Origin of the sequence: Salipaludibacillus neizhouensis, assembly GCF_002886185.1 — a bacterium.
Lineage (GTDB): Bacteria > Bacillota > Bacilli > Bacillales > Salisediminibacteriaceae > Salipaludibacillus > Salipaludibacillus neizhouensis.
This window is the reverse complement of sequence record NZ_KZ614146.1, coordinates 2475128-2491122: the sequence shown is the minus strand read 5'-3', so window position 1 is coordinate 2491122 and position 15995 is coordinate 2475128. Positions and strand designations below refer to the sequence as shown.

General features: G+C 35.1%; 17 protein-coding genes, 3 tRNA genes, 1 other RNA gene and 1 riboswitch. Of the genes, 15 read left to right on the top strand and 6 right to left on the bottom strand.

What is annotated here, in order from left to right:
* Positions 1-302 precede the first annotated feature (302 nt).
* From CEF18_RS11780 to CEF18_RS11770, 3 genes are all read left to right on the top strand, one after another.
* Positions 303-1214, top strand: a complete 912-nt coding sequence (locus CEF18_RS11780; protein ID WP_110936651.1) for a DUF1002 domain-containing protein — start codon at positions 303-305, stop codon at positions 1212-1214.
* 285 nt (positions 1215-1499) lie between these two features.
* Positions 1500-2135 (top strand): NfeD family protein, encoded by a 636-nt coding sequence (locus CEF18_RS11775; protein ID WP_110936650.1) that lies wholly within the window; start codon positions 1500-1502, stop codon positions 2133-2135.
* Positions 2136-2491: 356 nt separating this feature from the next.
* Positions 2492-2582, top strand: a riboswitch (cyclic di-GMP riboswitch).
* 39 nt (positions 2583-2621) lie between these two features.
* Positions 2622-2771, top strand: a complete 150-nt coding sequence (locus CEF18_RS11770; protein ID WP_110936649.1) for an anti-repressor SinI family protein — start codon at positions 2622-2624, stop codon at positions 2769-2771.
* Positions 2772-2877: 106 nt separating this feature from the next.
* On the opposite strand, the gene CEF18_RS11765 is transcribed toward CEF18_RS11770, so the two are convergent.
* From CEF18_RS11765 to CEF18_RS11755, 3 genes are all read right to left on the bottom strand, one after another.
* The gene (locus CEF18_RS11765) at positions 2878-3114 is read right to left on the bottom strand and encodes a helix-turn-helix domain-containing protein (RefSeq protein ID WP_183040882.1); all 237 of its coding nucleotides are present in this window, start codon (positions 3112-3114) and stop codon (positions 2878-2880) included.
* 260 nt (positions 3115-3374) lie between these two features.
* A complete protein-coding gene (locus CEF18_RS11760; RefSeq protein ID WP_110936647.1) occupies positions 3375-3710 on the bottom strand; it encodes a helix-turn-helix domain-containing protein in 336 nt (111 codons plus the stop codon).
* A gap of 317 nt (positions 3711-4027) precedes the next feature.
* Positions 4028-4837 carry a DUF1189 domain-containing protein gene (locus tag CEF18_RS11755; RefSeq protein WP_183040883.1) on the bottom strand — a complete coding sequence of 270 codons (810 nt, stop codon included), beginning with the start codon at positions 4835-4837 and terminating at the stop codon, positions 4028-4030.
* Positions 4838-5070: 233 nt separating this feature from the next.
* Here CEF18_RS11755 and CEF18_RS11750 point away from each other — a divergent pair, with 233 nt between their 5' ends.
* The 9 genes from CEF18_RS11750 (at position 5071) to CEF18_RS11710 (ending at position 12257) form a co-directional block, all read left to right on the top strand.
* Positions 5071-6693 carry a Na/Pi cotransporter family protein gene (locus CEF18_RS11750; RefSeq protein ID WP_223292293.1) on the top strand — a complete coding sequence of 541 codons (1623 nt, stop codon included), beginning with the start codon at positions 5071-5073 and terminating at the stop codon, positions 6691-6693.
* Between the two features lie 148 nt (positions 6694-6841).
* Positions 6842-6918 (top strand) — tRNA-Met (locus CEF18_RS11745).
* 24 nt (positions 6919-6942) lie between these two features.
* Positions 6943-7019: transfer RNA gene (locus tag CEF18_RS11740), tRNA-Ile, on the top strand.
* A gap of 10 nt (positions 7020-7029) precedes the next feature.
* Positions 7030-7122 (top strand) — tRNA-Ser (locus CEF18_RS11735).
* 98 nt (positions 7123-7220) lie between these two features.
* Positions 7221-7577, top strand: coding sequence for an iron-sulfur cluster biosynthesis family protein (locus CEF18_RS11730; RefSeq protein WP_110936645.1), 357 nt, complete (start codon positions 7221-7223; stop codon positions 7575-7577).
* Positions 7578-7866: 289 nt separating this feature from the next.
* Positions 7867-8475 carry a superoxide dismutase gene (locus CEF18_RS11725; RefSeq protein WP_110936644.1) on the top strand — a complete coding sequence of 203 codons (609 nt, stop codon included), beginning with the start codon at positions 7867-7869 and terminating at the stop codon, positions 8473-8475.
* 131 nt (positions 8476-8606) lie between these two features.
* On the top strand, positions 8607-9863 hold the full coding sequence (locus CEF18_RS11720) for an MFS transporter (protein ID WP_110936643.1): 1257 nt from the start codon (positions 8607-8609) through the stop codon (positions 9861-9863).
* A 61-nt stretch (positions 9864-9924) separates the two neighbouring features.
* Positions 9925-10116: non-coding RNA, 6S RNA (ssrS, locus tag CEF18_RS11715), on the top strand.
* A 95-nt stretch (positions 10117-10211) separates the two neighbouring features.
* Positions 10212-12257 (top strand): peptidoglycan D,D-transpeptidase FtsI family protein, encoded by a 2046-nt coding sequence (locus CEF18_RS11710; protein WP_110936642.1) that lies wholly within the window; start codon positions 10212-10214, stop codon positions 12255-12257.
* A gap of 135 nt (positions 12258-12392) precedes the next feature.
* Here CEF18_RS11710 and CEF18_RS11705 read toward each other — a convergent pair whose 3' ends face one another.
* Complete coding sequence (locus CEF18_RS11705; RefSeq protein WP_110936641.1) at positions 12393-12953, bottom strand: hypothetical protein; 561 nt, start codon at positions 12951-12953, stop codon at positions 12393-12395.
* Positions 12954-12980: 27 nt separating this feature from the next.
* On the bottom strand, positions 12981-13322 hold the full coding sequence (locus CEF18_RS11700) for a hypothetical protein (RefSeq protein ID WP_110936640.1): 342 nt from the start codon (positions 13320-13322) through the stop codon (positions 12981-12983).
* 199 nt (positions 13323-13521) lie between these two features.
* Between CEF18_RS11700 and CEF18_RS11695 the strand changes: the two genes are divergently transcribed.
* Together CEF18_RS11695 and rpmG are read left to right on the top strand one after the other, a co-directional pair.
* On the top strand, positions 13522-14118 hold the full coding sequence (locus tag CEF18_RS11695; protein WP_147421958.1) for a hypothetical protein: 597 nt from the start codon (positions 13522-13524) through the stop codon (positions 14116-14118).
* A 385-nt stretch (positions 14119-14503) separates the two neighbouring features.
* On the top strand, positions 14504-14653 hold the full coding sequence (rpmG, locus tag CEF18_RS11690; protein ID WP_110936638.1) for a 50S ribosomal protein L33: 150 nt from the start codon (positions 14504-14506) through the stop codon (positions 14651-14653).
* 349 nt (positions 14654-15002) lie between these two features.
* On the opposite strand, the gene CEF18_RS25920 is transcribed toward rpmG, so the two are convergent.
* Positions 15003-15164, bottom strand: a complete 162-nt coding sequence (locus CEF18_RS25920) for a hypothetical protein (RefSeq protein WP_183040884.1) — start codon at positions 15162-15164, stop codon at positions 15003-15005.
* Between the two features lie 247 nt (positions 15165-15411).
* Here CEF18_RS25920 and CEF18_RS11685 point away from each other — a divergent pair, with 247 nt between their 5' ends.
* Positions 15412-15987, top strand: a complete 576-nt coding sequence (locus CEF18_RS11685) for a 5-formyltetrahydrofolate cyclo-ligase (RefSeq protein WP_110936637.1) — start codon at positions 15412-15414, stop codon at positions 15985-15987.
* The last annotated feature ends 8 nt before the right edge of the window (positions 15988-15995 follow it).

Below are 15995 nucleotides of genomic sequence, written 5' to 3'. Positions count from 1 at the left end.
ATTTGCCTTTGTTACCTTGAGTGTTTATTCATTTATACAAGAAAATGTTCTTATATTCTAATCTATGAAGCCCTATGTTAACTTATGACGAAATATCGTTGATAATATAGACATGCTAGAATTTTTCGGAAAAACTCAACGGGATGTAACTTTTTGTAACTGTCAAACGTCTTAAAGAGAGTACAAATAAGAATGGAGGAGAAAAGTATTTATAAATGTTAAGACTTTTGTCTCTAGCTACTAGTAAATTAAGCGTTTATATTATTTGTGATATGATTTACAAAAGAAAAGGGGAATGATCGATGGATAAAATATATAGAGTGATGATATCAACATTTGCTATTTGGATACTTTTTGTCTCGGTGAGCTTTGCTGATGCTGCACCAGGAGATGAAATAGTTACATTAGGAGAGGATCTGAATCCTCAACAACGATCCTCTTTACTAGATGAAATGAATGTAGACGAAGAAACAGCCATGATGATCTCAGTTAGTAATGAAGAGGAACACAAATATTTAGGGGAACATATTAGTGCTTCCATTATAGGGAGTAATGCCCTTTCATCTTCTAAGATTACTATGTTAGAAGCAGGAGAAGGCATTGATGTAGAAACGAATCGTATTAATTGGGTTTCTGAAGGAATGTATGCAAATGCTTTAATTACTGCAGGTGTTAAAGATGCTCAAATTTATGTTTCGGCTCCTTTTGATGTCTCTGGTACAGGAGCTTTAACTGGTCTTATTAAAGCTTATGAAGCATCAATAGACGAGGTTATACCGGAGGAACAAAAAGAAGTAGCAAATGAAGAGTTAGTTAAAACTGCCGAATTAGGCGAAGAATATGGTGTTGAAGACGCAACAGAACTAATGGCCAGAATAAAGGAAGCATTAGCGGAAGAAAATATTGAAACGGAAGAAGATTTAAGAGCTCTTATTCAGCGATTAGCGGATGAGCTGGGAATGACACTAACTGAAGAAGAACTTAATGGCCTTGTCTCTTTGTTTGATCGAATGAAAGATTTAAATATAGACTGGGACCAAGTTCAGGACCAGATTAGCCATATTCGTGAAAATATTGGAGATTTTTTAAGCAGTGAAGAAGGGCAAGGTTTCATTGACTCTATTTTAGAGTTTTTCAGCAGTTTAATTGATATTATTAGAGGTTGGTTTAGCTCTGAAGCTTTCTATATTCCAGAAACAAAGAAAACAGCTTAGTTAATCAAAGGCACTTCAAAAGTTTATACTTTGAAGTGCCCTTTTTAACACTGAAATCTATAGTATTACTGGGGTTTTAGAGTTTATTTTTTCGTCGAACAGAGAGGCCCAAATCCGCTCTAGGGGCTATCTTCCCCGGATAATGCTTCAGGCTTCTGTTTATTTTTTAGTTCTTTTACTTTGAAACTAATGAAACTTTTTAGTTTTAGATTCGTATTTACACATATAAGGAAAACATTTGATACAATATAGACATTAGGATTTAGATTGAGAGGAGGAAACCATATGGAATTTTTAGACCAAGCTTCCATCGGGTTCTTAGTTATTTTCCTAGCGACGTTGCTAATATTCGGCGAAATAATGGTGAGGACAAAAGGATTATTCGGGTTGTTAGGTATTGCAATTATGACAATGTATTTCTCCTACCACCTAACCTCAATAGATGAGGGATTTTGGGTTGTCATACTTTACCTGATAGGATTATGTCTTGTTATTTTTGATGGTAAGGTGACCGGAGATGGTACGATAGCTTTTATAGGAATACTTCTAATGGTATTAGGATTGGCTCTCCCGGCACCGGATTTGGTATATGGTGTTTTGGTTGGATTGGCATTGATTATAGCAGCACCTAGTTCATATTTATTTACTAAGATGTTCCGACCAAGAAAAATGTGGGAAAAGATGACGTTAAAAGACAAATTATCTAGTGAAAATGGATACAATTCAATGAACGAGGATTATTATGAGTTAATTGGAAAAATGGGAGTAACCAAAACGCCTTTTCGACCAACAGGGACTGTGGAGATTGACGGTAAGTTATTCAGCGCCACTTCGGATAATCTTTGGATTAATGAAGAGGTAAGTGTGAAGATAATTTCTGTTGATGGGACGAGAATTTTAATAGCGCCAGAGAATAAGTAAAGTAACTAGGAAATCAGCACAGAAAATTTCTTATTAAATGCCAATACTATTGAAACGCTTGGATAAATTATATCCAAGCGTTTTAATTTACTTGGTTTTCGTAATTTGGATATCAATTTATAGTAAATTCTAAAGAAATTCACATAAGCAAATCTTTGAAAGAGTAACTTATAATTAGATTCTTTCTCAGTAATATGAAAAAAAGTGAGTAAAAAGATGTGTTTTGAAGCACATGACAAATTCCCCTAAAATTTTCTAATTATATAGTCTATACTTTAGATACTCTTCGCTATATATTACAAAATATAGGGTGTGATTAGTTGTGGTTTTGCAAATTTAAATGAATAAATACATATTCTAGTAAATGGCAAATCTATTGAAAAATAGAGACGCAAAGTTTCGGGTCTAAGGGGTATTGGCATTTCCTATGATTGCTGAACTGTCTAGTCGGTTAAAAAGTCCCGTTAGGAGGAGTTAACTATTAGGATGGAAAAACAATACCGGTATCAGCTAGATGAAGAATGGACAGATCTAATACTACAAGCAAAAAATTTAGGTTTGAAAACAGAAGAGGTAAGGGAGTTTTTATTAATAACGATAACCAAAAATAGTGAATTGCGTCAGGACAAAATTTAAGTTCTGCATAATATCTGTTTTATTGTATAGAATAAGTCCGTAGCACCTTTGGAAATACCTGGTGCTACAGAAATTTGATGGGTTTAAGGTTATAATCATGTGTTTTTTATGATTGTTGCTGTTGTTTTGGTAAATCTTCCACAATTCTCTCGTGATGCAATAAAGGACTAAGAGGTAAATCTAACGTTAAGAATATACGCTTTACTACATCAATTGAAGGGTTTTTCTTCATATTACGTTCTAAATAGCTTAAATAAGATTTAGATACTCCAGTCTTTCTAGATAATTCTGATAACGTATACCCTTTTTCTTTACGGCGTCGCTTGATCATTTCACTAATCACTTTCATTCCTCCTTGAATGTATATTGCACTTAGTTCATTATAACGCACAAACCTAAATATAGGAAAAATGAAAAAGGAAGTAAATGTGAGATGGACTATATAAAAGACGATAACTGTTCGTTATATAGTAATTATAACGAATTATGAGATTTTATATTTTATTTTACATTCTGTATAATGTACATTATATAACTTTATAAATAACGTCATTTTAGTAATTTACTTAAGGGCAAAATAAAAAGCTCCGCGAAGGACTTTCATTATTTTTTATTTATTTTCCATTTGTTAAATTCAAGAAACTCTTTAAACTCGTCTTTTGACACACCTGAATCCATCGCTTCTCTAACTAAAGCTTGCCATTCATTATCAAGATTACTGGTATGTATATTGTCTAAATCTGATTCATCTTTCAATAACACATTCATATCAATATGTAAGACGGTAGCTATTTTTTCTAGAAACTGAATAGATGGATTTGTTTGTATATTTCTTTCTAATGCACTTAAATATGACTTTGCAACACTTGCTCTATCAGCTAATTCAGTCATAGATAATCCGGCTTCTTTCCGGTATTTTTTAACACGCTCTCCTATCATTTGAGGCCCCCTTAAAAGTCTTAAACACCAGCTAGCCTTGGTGTTGGTTTATATCAAGAACTTTACTGTTCGTTATATAATATTAATATATCACATTTTTTAATGAAAAACCTCTAAATTACATTAATTAAGAATTAATATTATAGGAAGATTTATTACGGGAGTCTATTATACTTTTTAGACATCCTTAAAAGCATGAACAAATCTAGTTCAGTTCGTGCGAATGGGTTTATTGTAGAATGATATTAAAAATTTGAGCGAGCCCTTTAGAGGATTCGCTCAAATTTTGTTTTTAGTGGCTTTAATTTAGCTGAGAACTAAATTTGTGGTTGTTGTGGATCTGAAGGTTTATCACTTATTGGTTTTTGTTTTGGTTTAGGTATATTTCTTAAAACTAGGTTAATCATAACGATAGCGATGACCCAGTATATAGCAAAAGAAAAAGGAATATTTAAACCAATAGCATCAAAGACCGCGAAAATTATAGTTGGTAACGTTACCGCATAAGCGGAGAGTACCCAGCCTTGTTTAAAGTTTAGCTGATTAGCAGTTTTTCGTTTCAATAGAAGGGTAATAACAGACAAAGTAAAGATACCGATAAATTTCAATGCTGTTGTAAATAAATACAGTCCTACAATCATGACACCGATTATTAACGGTAAGAGTCCTCCGAAAGTTTCTATGTGTTCTGATAGTTCTGCTTTTGATATGTCTGTACCTAGGTCCTGATAACTTACAGGTTGGGGATTCCCTTCAATAACCAATACAGCTTCCCGATCTAATAGAGCAAAAGCAGTTTGATACTCATTTAAATCTAATGGTGTGAGCTCTCCTGTCGGATCAAAAATGATCACCGTATTATCGTTTTCTGTAATAATTGGTTCCTCTACATCAGACTTAAGAATTCCATTCTCAACGGAGAAATCAGGAATAGACTCTTCCACATTTGTACTTACGTACGTATAAAGATTGTTAACATTGGCACCTAATTGAATGGAAAAAGGGATAGATGTGATTAACATGAGGAAAAATACATAAAGAATTGTTTTGCCAATTTTTTGCATGCGAAATTTTGCAATAGTTTCTGGAGAATGTAAACTGCTAATAAATTGTTTAAATATATTCATTTGTTCACTCCTTGGGTTATTTATGTAAATTATTTGGTTAATGACTCTTATTCTAAAGGAACATAACATAATGGACAAGTAAACTTTCCTTGTGTTTTTTTGAATCAATTTATAAACTTAATATAATCTTTACAATCCATTAATATTTTATTAATAATTAGAGTTTACGATAGTAAAGGTTAGCGAAACAGATCGAATTAAATCGAAACTTGGTAGATCAAGGGGATGACGTATTGGAACTAAGAGATTTGTTGTTTATGTTTTTCGGTGGATTGGGTATTTTTCTATTTGGAATCAAATACATGGGAGATGGACTGCAAAAGGTTGCGGGTGACAAACTCAGAGATGTATTAGACAAGTTTACCAGTAATCCTGTAATGGGTGTTATTGCGGGGATTGTAGTAACAATACTTTTACAAACCAGTACAGGAACCACAGTTCTTGCGATTGGACTTGTAAATGCTGGTTTTATGACTCTTCGCCAGTCAATTGGTGTAATAATGGGTGCAAATATCGGAACAACTGTTACAGCATTTATAATCGGACTTAAAGTTTCCGATTATGCACTACCCGTAATTGCAGTAGGAACTTTTCTGATTTTTTTCCTGAAAAATAAAAAAGCAAATAATTACGGGCAAGTATTTTTCGGATTTGGCGCATTGTTCTATGGATTAGAATTAATGGGCGATGGTATGAAACCGTTAAGAGAGATGGAAGCTTTCACGGATTTAACGGTTAGTATGAGTCAAAATCCATTATTAGGTGTGTTAATAGGAACCATTTTCACAGTAGCTGTTCAAAGTTCATCAGCGGCGATCGGTTTATTACAGCAACTTTTTGCTCAAGGTGCTATGGACTTGAGTGCTGCATTGCCAGTCTTGTTTGGTGACAATATAGGTACAACAATTACAGCAGTACTTGCTGCGATTGGGGCATCCATTGCAGCGAAACGAGCAGCACTAACTCATGTTATTTTCAATGTTATTGGAACGATTTTAGTTTTAATTATTATACGTCCATATATTGCAATGATTTCTTTTTTACAAGATTCTTTAGTATTGAATCCAGAAATGACCATTGCTGTGGCTCACGGTATTTTTAACTTTTCTAACGTATTAATCCAACTACCATTTATTGGAGTATTGGCTCTTATAGTTACAAAACTTATACCAGGAGATGAAACAGTGATTGAGTACAAAGCGCAGCATCTCGATCCTGTGTTGATTTCGCAATCATCATCTATTGCTCTTGGTCAAGCGAAGAAAGAAACGTTGAGAATGGCGGAGTTATCTAGGCAAGGCTTAACCGAAGCTTCTCAATTTGTTGAAACAAAAATTAAGCGCCACGCAGAGCTTTCTTATCAATTTGAAGATGCAATTAATAACTTGGATCGGAAAATTACGGATTATTTAGTTAAAATTTCAACAAACTCTTTAACAGCTAATGATTCTCGTTTACACTCTATGCTTATGGATACGGTCCGTGATATAGAAAGAGTCGGGGACCATATGGAGAATATTGTTGAATTAGCTGAGTTCCAAGTTGCAAATAAAGTGAAAATGTCAGAATTAGCAAAAGAAGATTTACGTGAAATGTTCAGTTTGACGATTGATACGTTAGATGAGGCAATAAAAGCATTAGAAAATGAAGATGTTGATGCTGCCAGATCTGTTATATTAAAAGAGGAACAAATTGACAAAATGGAAAGACAGCTTCGCAAAAAACATATTTTGCGGTTAAATGATGGTAGTTGTCAAGGTTCTGCAGGAATCGTGTTTGTAGATATGATTAGTAATTTAGAGCGGGTAGGCGATCATTCAGTGAATATTGCTGAAGCTATTTTGGAAGAAGAATAAAGTTAATTATGGGGATTGTTAGCAGCGGGAAGGGGTCATTTCTTCCTGCTGTCTTCAACTTTTGTGAGAAAGATTTAAAAAAGTGTTGACTTGTATTTGATTCCCGTGCTAAGATAATCATTGTCTTTAAAAGAGCGATGGACAGCAAGGCGGTGTAGCTCAGCTGGCTAGAGCGTACGGTTCATACCCGTGAGGTCGGGGGTTCGATCCCCTCCGCCGCTACCATGATTTTATAGACTTATCCAGTTTGGACCCTTAGCTCAGTTGGTTAGAGCAGACGGCTCATAACCGTCCGGTCGTAGGTTCGAGTCCTACAGGGTCCACCATATTTTTCTAGGAGGAATACCCAAGTTTGGCTGAAGGGATCGGTCTTGAAAACCGACAGGGGAGTCAAATCCCGCGGGGGTTCGAATCCCTCTTCCTCCTCCATATTGACTTTAACAGCTCACTAGCTATTGCTAGTGAGCTTTTTAATTGTCTTCTTTCTTTTCCTCCTTCATAATGAAGAAAGTAAGGGAGTGAATGTAATGGAAGTTTTTATAACTAATGAAGCGATAAATGTAATTAACGAAACAGCATCTCTTCAAGAAGATCAAGTGTTGTTTATTCAGTATGAAACAGATGGATGTGGCTGTGTCGTAAGTGGAGTCAGTCAATTAGTTGAATTAAAGGAACAAGACATTACAGATAGAGAATTACTCATAGAAACTACACCATTACCTTTTCGCGTTGCTATTGAAAAGCGTGTCGAATGGATATATGATGAAAAACTAATTATTGATTTTTCTAAGAACGCAAATATGCTTCAATTGAAGAGTCCTAACCAAATGATAAATCCCCGGATGTCATTCATGTCATGGAGCAAGTCAACTCAAAATGTATAGAGTGGTATGTTGAGTGCTAGTTAAAATTATTTTCTGTTTTATCCTTGTAAAATTCTCGTGGAGTCTTCTAAAACACAATCTTTTTTACGGTAGTTAAATTTAAAGACTAAGTAGATTTATCTGAAAACAAAGGTTTATTATTTGTAAGCTGAGGGAATATTTGATAATGTGAAATAAGATAAGAAGTCCTCTTCTAATAAAAATTAGAAAAGGCCTTATCATTGTGGGGGATTTTTTATTTTTCAATAAAATTTATACCTGCAATACTAAATATAAGGAGGAGATATGAATGGGATTTACTTTACCAGAACTACCATACGCACATGACGCACTAACACCACACATCGATGAAGAAACGATGAAAATTCACCATAGCAAGCACCACAACACGTATGTAACAAAGCTTAATGGTGCACTTGAAGGTCACAGTGATCTTGAAGGAAAAAGCCTAGAAGACTTACTTACTAATCTTGATGCTTTACCTGAAAGTATTCGAGGTGCTGTTCGAAACAATGGTGGCGGACACTTTAATCACACACTTTTTTGGGAAATCATGTCTCCAAATGGCGGCGGCGCACCTTCAGGTGAATTAGCGGACGCTATTACAGAAACTTTTGGCAGCTTTGATAAGTTCAAAGAAGAATTCAAAAATGCAGCTTTAACTCGTTTTGGTTCAGGTTGGGCTTGGCTTGCAGTTAATAATGGCAAGCTTGAAGTAACAAGCACACCAAACCAAGATACACCTATTATGGAAGGCAAGACTGGAATCTTAGGTGTAGACGTTTGGGAGCATGCTTATTACTTAAAGTATCAAAACCTGCGTCCTAATTATGTTGATGCATTCTTCAACGTAATTAATTGGGATGAAGTAGCTAAGCGCTATTCTGCAGCTAAATAATAAAGTTTAATTAGAGTGTTTCGAAAGCTTATGCTTTCGGAACACTTTTTTGAATTCTACATACAGAATCAAGAATATCCTTTTACCTTCGTGACAAACTAAGTGATGTTGGTGAAAGGAGTGTTGGTAGTGTGAAAAAATGGACTCAAAAATTAATTGGTGATATAGAAGTAAATAAAGACATTACATTACTTTTGGTTATTGGAGGGCTTTATGCTTTAAGTATCGCTTTATCAAATACTTTTGTGAATGTGTTCTTGTGGAAACAATCAGAGGATCTTATTAAACTTTCTATTTATAATTTATCAGCAGTTATTATGCAGCCCATAACATTTATACTAGCTGGCAGATGGGCAAAGAAAATAGACCGGATTATCGTATTGCGATTAGGTGTTATATCACTATCCTGTTTTTATTTGACGGTACTTATTTTAAGTGATCAGGCGGGAAAATACTTAATCCTCTTAGGTGCACTCTTAGGTATTGGCTATGGGTTTTACTGGCTTTCTTTTCACGTACTTACTTTTGAGATTACGGAACCTGAAACAAGAGACTTTTTCAACGGATTTCTTGGCTTGCTTACTTCTTTTGCAGGAATGATAGGCCCGATATTTGCTGGTTTTGTTATTACATATATGGAAGACCTAATCGGTTATCAAGTGATATTCTCAGGATCCCTTTTTCTCTTCTCAGTAGCCGTATTTTTAAGTTTTTTTTTAGGGAGAAGGTCAGCAAAAGGAGAATATCGACTCGCTGAAGGTTTTTCGTATCGAAAAGAATATCGTCATTGGAAAAATATCCTGCATGCGAACTTTTTTCAAGGTTTAAGGGAAGGGAGTTTTATTTTTGTTGTCATTGTCTGGTTGTACATTGCAACGGGAAGTGAACTAGCTATTGGCACATATGGTTTAATAACTTCATTTTTGTCCTTTATTTGTTATTTTATTGTAGGAAGATTTTTGCCGAAAACCAAACGTAAATATGCGGTCCTTATTGGAGGAACTATTTTATACTTTGCAGTTTTTATCATCGCATTTGGTGCAGATTTTACACATTTAATTATTTACGGGGTATTTGCATCCATTGCATATCCATTATTACTAGTTCCTTATCTTTCCTTAACATATGATGTCATAGGAAGCAGCCGTGATGCTGCGACAATGAGAGTAGAATATATTGTAGTTCGTGAATTATTTTTAAATTTCGGAAGAATTGCCTCTATTCTCATACTGATTGTCGCCATATTAAGTTTAGGTGAAGAAAAGGGGGTACCGATAGCTTTGCTCTTTCTTGGGCTAGGACATTTCGTTATCTTTTGGTTTATCAAGGATATTTCTTTACCAGAGTCAAACAAGAAAGAGAGCTATAGCGCGCTTAAGAAAAGATAAATACAGGACAATCGCTTCATATTGAAAAGTGAGTATCGTGTGATATAATAATCTTAAATAAAGATGCCTGCTTTGTTGGTGAACTTCAAGTATAATTCGAGCCGAACATTTATTCACTTTGGGAGCTTTATATTAAAATGTTAACAGCATGCCTTATTGAAAATGAAAGGAAGCTGAAGATATTTTTGCAAGCACCCACCTGTCATTGGCGGGTTCGTGAAACCTGGAAGATAACCGCATATGCGGGCAACGTCGTCTTATAGACACCTTATGAAATAGGGTGTCTATTCTAAATGTTTTCTTAATATTCATACTTTTTATTTCAGAAGGACAGAAAGGGTTTCCGCTATGAGTGAAAAAAAATTAACAAAACCACATTTATCAATTCGACTCAATTTGTTGTTCTTTGTTGTATTCATGCTTTTCTCTGCATTGATATTAAGACTGGGTGTTGTACAAATTGTGCAGGGGGAATCTTACCAAGAACAGCTCGAAAGTACGGTTAATGTAAGTCAACCTGTCGAAGCCCCTCGTGGATTAATATATGACCGGTATGGAAATCTCTTAGTTGATAATGAATTACAATTTACTGTGACATACACAAACAGAAATACTTCACAAACTGAAATGATAGAGACAGCAACGAAACTCAGTGAATTTATCTCTATGAGTGATGAAGTAGAAGAGTTAGGAGATAAGTTTGAACGGGACCGGAAAGAATTTTGGTCAATTTTAAACGAAGAGGAATACTTGGGAAAACTTTCGATAAAAGAAGCTGAAGAAATGGATCTTTCTGATTCAGAAGCACATTTACAGCGACTAGATAATATTACGGAAGAAGAACTTTCTCAGCTGACAGACAATGATTTGGAAGTTTTTCTAATTTGGCGTGAGTTTAATTCAGGGTATAATAATTTGCCTCATAAAGTTGATCGTGGAATCGGATATGAAGAAAGTGCTAAAATAATGGAACATATGGACCAGTTGCCAGGAGTAGACATTATTCGTGATTCAGCGAGAAAGTACATGTATGGAAATGAATTACGAGGAATTATAGGTAGTGTAGGTTCGATACCGAGAGATGAAATTGATATATTTCTATCCCAAGGGTATGAACGAAACGAAGAAGTCGGAAGAAGTTATTTAGAAGCGCAGTATGAGTCTGTTCTCAAAGGGAGAAAAGGGGAACTTGAAAACTCAATTGATCAGGATGGTAATATCCTCAGTAATCCGGAAGAGAGCCTTGGAAGTAGAGGGAATGATCTTGTCCTGACGCTTGATCTGGAACTGCATCAACGTGTTCAAGATGTTATTGAAGATGAAATTAACAGCAGTGCCAGTAACTTTATTGATGATGAAGAGGCATATGTCGTCATGATGGACCCGAATACAGGAGATGTGCTCTCTATGACAGGTCTAAACAATGACATTGGAACTTTTACCTCAGCTTATGTTGTCGGCTCGTCTATAAAAGGTGCAACAGTTTTTGCAGGTCTAGATTCGGGAGTTATGCAACCGGGAGTAGGGATTTATGATCGCCCGCTTCAATTACCGGGGTCACAGGATATTAGTTCTGTGAGTACATTAGGTTACGTAGATGAACGCACAGCCTTAGAACGTTCATCAAACATATATATGACTTATGTAGCTATGAGGCTCGTAGATTACACGCCAGGTGTCTCAGGAACAAACTGGGGCAGTTATTATCATGGTTTTGATACCCTTCGATCATATTACCAGCAATTTGGTCTGGGGGTTGAAACAGGTATTGATCTGCCAAATGAATTTAAAGGAATTAATGGTGGATATGATCTCCCAAGTCAGTTATTGTTCTTGTCATTTGGACAGTTCGACACGTATACCACTATGCAGCTAGCACAATATGTGTCGACAATTGCGAATGATGGAGTTAGAATTGCACCAAGAGTAGTCAAAGAAATTCGTGAGCCTAACTCGGATTTAAATGAGATGGGAGCTCTTTCGCAGCAAATTAAACCAAATATTCTAAACTATCTCGATTCTAATCCAACCTATTTAGATAGAATACAAGAAGGTTTTAATCGTGTTGTGAATGGTCCTAAAGGGACAGCAAGATCCTATTTTGGTGACGTAGGGGAGACTGTTGCAGGTAAGACAGGAACAGCACAGGTGTTTGTTGAAGGGATAGAGGCAAATAACCAAACGTTTGTTGGATATGCGCCATATGATAATCCGGAAGTTGCTATCTCAGTGGTCGTACCTGGTACGGCTAATATTGATACCAGTGGTGTAGCCAATCGTATTGCAGAAGGTGCGTTAGGAGCTTATTTTGAGCTTCAAGAGTATCGTGAAGGACCTAATGCTCCTGATAACGCGGAAGAGGTTGATGAGATTGACAATGACCTTAGTAATTGATAACAATGAAGACTAACTTATAAAGGGAACAGGCGTATGACAAGGGGGAATTATCCTTGATCATACGCCTGTTTTTATTTAGAACAATTTCGTGAAATTCGAATTAAAACATCGATTTATAAGAAACAGTCTAATTTATGAGGAAGTAATTTTTTCGACAATTTCATTAATACTCATTTGACTATCAAGGGTAAATTCACCTATTTGAAGACGTTGTTCTAACTGCCTGTCAAATATCGCGTTAGAAAATTCCTCAGCATCGTCAATAATATTAAGAGATACTAGTTGTTCGCTTATTTCTTGCGTTGTCATTCCAGAGCTGATCGAAAGTACACTATTATAAATGACTTCTGAGTCAGAAGCTTCAGTACTTGTTTCGTCCGGGGTAGTTTCTTCTTCATTAACCTGAGATTGCTCGAGTTCTTCTAGTTGACTTGTCAGTGAGGTAATTTCTTCGGTTAGGTCGTCTTGTTGCTCAGTGAGCAACTCATATTCTTCAGTTGGTATTGTTGAAAAACCTTCTTCTGCCAAAAAAGATGATGCCTCTTCAGTTGTAATATCATTTGCATTTACACGTGTTTTTGAATTTTGTTCACTTTCACTTGATGTAGGTTGAAGATAATTTATTCCGGCTAAAATAACACCAGCAAAGAATAACCCAGCTGCTGCTCCGCGTATGTTTTCTTTAGAAGCCATATTCTTTTCCACTTCCTATCCTATGTATTAATTCTCCAATAGATCCTTGATGTCCTCCGCGTTGTATTCACTCATTGAAGCAATCTCCTCAATCGAGTATCCTTCCTCATACATAGCCAACACATCATCTCTGCTAATTACCTTCATGTTTTCTTTCAAACTGTTATTAGGTGAGCTACTGCCATCTTCAAGCATATATTCCTCTTCTAGAACTTTTACTTTCTTTTTTAATTGATAAATTTCTTGCATAAATTGAATCGAAATATTTTCTTGCTGTTTTTCCACTACTTTATAGCGATCTTTAGTAAAAAAAGACAAGATAAATAAGAGAGCGGACACACCTAATAATGCAATAATAACTAATTCCATAATTTTTCCTCCTAGTGAATAGAATGCTACTATTATTTTATATCATAAATTACGATTTGTTCCTAGGTTCTTTATATTTATTCTTTAGTGATACTGCAGAAATAGTGACAAAAAATAACAAAAATACCTTCTTGTTGAAATGAATTATTCTAGGTACGATAGAAGGAGAAGAAAGACAATGAACAAGGAGATGAACAGAATGGAAATAACAACATCAGGTCTCGCCCCTTTTTATAACGAATACGTACTTACAATAAATCAAGGCATAAAACAATCTATTATTCCCCAACAAGGGTTAAAATTTTTAGAGAATGAAGAAAATGGAATAAGAATGAAGTGGTTTCATTTACCAATATCCTCGGGAGAAAGTCAGTTGCATAAGTTGGTTATTTATAATGATAAAAGCGATATTTGTCATGCAAAGTTAATGATTCAATACCATATGAAATCTTCCGTTTCAGTCCCGTTTGTTTATTATTCTCCTCATAATGAGTCGATAATGGTATGTGACGATCAAGAATATTATTTGGTTAGTGGAATTGGTCCAAATGGAGGGTCCTCACAATATCAAACGAATGAAATTGACATGGAGGCATATCTAGAAGATAAATCTCGAAGTACGATTTATGCACCGATATCCCAGCATAGTTATGGTTGGGGGATGGTTTATGATATTACAATCGAGCCTCATAAAAATGTCTCTCTTTACGACTGGACAGTGAAGAGAGAAAAGCTTTATGATCTAGAATCTGCTCACGAGGAATTCAAGCAATTACTAGGGGACAAGGTTAAGTAGTCACAAAAAATAGTTTTTCTAATGGTTGAAGCCACCACCATTCTATGACTTGTTAAAAAAGAATATTCCGTTATTTACATTTTCTAATAGTTAAGGCTTTAATTTCTATGGAGGTTTTTAGGTAAGTATGAGCTGACAGCTCTCTTTAAGACACACGTACTGTATAGGTGCTGCTCGGGGGCGGCGAAAGCTCTGTCGGTTCAGGTGGCATTGTTTTTCCTTAGAAAGTTCAAGAATTGTCCGACTAACAAGTTTAAGTAATAAAGCCAATATTTTCGAACTAATATTTTAAGTACACAAAAAATAATTTATTAGCTTGAATCTGTTGCGAAAATCTGCTATTATTTTAAGGTGTGAGTAACAATAGAGTTTGGAGGGGAAATATATGCGCGTACAAGTAACTTTAGCTTGCACTGAGACAGGCGACCGTAATTATATTACGACAAAAAATAAACGTACAAACCCGGACCGTATGGAATTCAAAAAATACAGCCCTAGATTGCAGCGTCACACGATTCACCGTGAAACAAAGTAATAAGTATTGGAAGAGCGACTTATAAACCTCCCACAAGAGGTTTTATAGTCGCTCTTTTACTTTCTATATGATGAAGAGAAGCTTAGATAACGTCATATAATTATCCATAGAATGGCTTGCAAAAGAGGCAGACTTAAAGGCTACTAACCTTAGGTAATTATGTATTCAGGATTCAAAAGACCTAGTAGATCCTTTGAGTTATAGGTTAAAAAGATAAACCAATACTTTCCTAGAAGTGATTAGTTACTAAAAGGTGTTTCGAGTCAAAGTCAGTTATTTTATATATTAAAGTCCTCCCCTAATAATGCCTAAAGAATTAAAAAATCTGTTTATCAACAAGATTTTTTAATTAGTTTCGATTACTGATTTCTTTTTCTAACATAAATAAAAGATCTTTCAGATTACGTTTTCCACTTCCATCATTTTTCGCTAAATACGTCTTGATGCTATTTAACAGGCAATCAAGTTCATACTTAGAAAAACTTGCTAATTCTAAATCCTTAAGGCCCATAGTTTTCACCTCCCTCCATACAAGGGGAGGACAATTTAAATAATACACTTAAATAAAGGTGAAAATGTCGCATTATAAAACAAAATGACATCTAAAGGTGAAACCATCTTGCTGTTTGATAAATGTCTCAAAAAGAAACCAGTGGTATTCTCCAGCTACAAATTAAACTTATTTCTTTCATTTTTTACTTTTTAAATAAAAAATGAGATGATGAAAATGACTATTTAACTAGGGAGCGGATCCTATTATGAAAGAAAACTTAAGAGAGAATACGAAAAAGGAACTTTCATTACATAGTCCAGAAATACGGACAAAAGAATTGACCGAAATATATAGACAATTGTATCAATTGGTGGATTGGAAAAGCAGTGAAATTATTGCTGTCACAATAGCAGTAGGTATCGAATTAGACACAATGCCACTCATTAAGCAAGCTTGGAAACAAGGAAAAAAAATAGCTGTTCCACGTTGCTCCCCTAAAGACAAAAAATTAGACTTTTATTATTTAGAGAATGTAAATCAGCTTGAAACTAGCTTTTATGGTTTAAAAGAACCTGATCCACATAAATGTGAGTATGTAGACATGAAAGATATTGATCTAATGATTGTTCCCGGAATTGTATTCGATGATAGGGGCTACCGCATTGGTCATGGTGGTGGATATTATGACCGAATGTTAGCAGATTACTTATTCCATACAGTATCCATTTGTTTTGACTTCCAAATTAAAGGGAAACTTCCAGTTGAAAGTCATGATATTCCGGTTAATAAAATTGTTACACCATCAAAAGTGATCTCAAACGTCAACGATACTTATTTATAGCATCCGAG

Coding starts and splice junctions, on each gene's coding strand:
- CEF18_RS11775 (WP_110936650.1), top strand. CDS start 1,500: ATGGAATTTTTAGACCAAGCTTCCATCGGGTTCTTAGTTATTTTCCTA.
- CEF18_RS25920 (WP_183040884.1), bottom strand. CDS start 15,164: ATGGGCCTTAAGGATTTAGAATTAGCAAGTTTTTCTAAGTATGAACTT.
- CEF18_RS11730 (WP_110936645.1), top strand. CDS start 7,221: ATGGAAGTTTTTATAACTAATGAAGCGATAAATGTAATTAACGAAACA.
- CEF18_RS11760 (WP_110936647.1), bottom strand. CDS start 3,710: ATGATAGGAGAGCGTGTTAAAAAATACCGGAAAGAAGCCGGATTATCT.
- CEF18_RS11710 (WP_110936642.1), top strand. CDS start 10,212: ATGAGTGAAAAAAAATTAACAAAACCACATTTATCAATTCGACTCAAT.
- CEF18_RS11705 (WP_110936641.1), bottom strand. CDS start 12,953: ATGGCTTCTAAAGAAAACATACGCGGAGCAGCAGCTGGGTTATTCTTT.
- CEF18_RS11725 (WP_110936644.1), top strand. CDS start 7,867: ATGGGATTTACTTTACCAGAACTACCATACGCACATGACGCACTAACA.
- CEF18_RS11770 (WP_110936649.1), top strand. CDS start 2,622: ATGGAAAAACAATACCGGTATCAGCTAGATGAAGAATGGACAGATCTA.
- CEF18_RS11685 (WP_110936637.1), top strand. CDS start 15,412: ATGAAAGAAAACTTAAGAGAGAATACGAAAAAGGAACTTTCATTACAT.
- rpmG (WP_110936638.1), top strand. CDS start 14,504: ATGCGCGTACAAGTAACTTTAGCTTGCACTGAGACAGGCGACCGTAAT.
- CEF18_RS11755 (WP_183040883.1), bottom strand. CDS start 4,837: ATGAATATATTTAAACAATTTATTAGCAGTTTACATTCTCCAGAAACT.
- CEF18_RS11700 (WP_110936640.1), bottom strand. CDS start 13,322: ATGGAATTAGTTATTATTGCATTATTAGGTGTGTCCGCTCTCTTATTT.
- CEF18_RS11695 (WP_147421958.1), top strand. CDS start 13,522: ATGGAAATAACAACATCAGGTCTCGCCCCTTTTTATAACGAATACGTA.
- CEF18_RS11780 (WP_110936651.1), top strand. CDS start 303: ATGGATAAAATATATAGAGTGATGATATCAACATTTGCTATTTGGATA.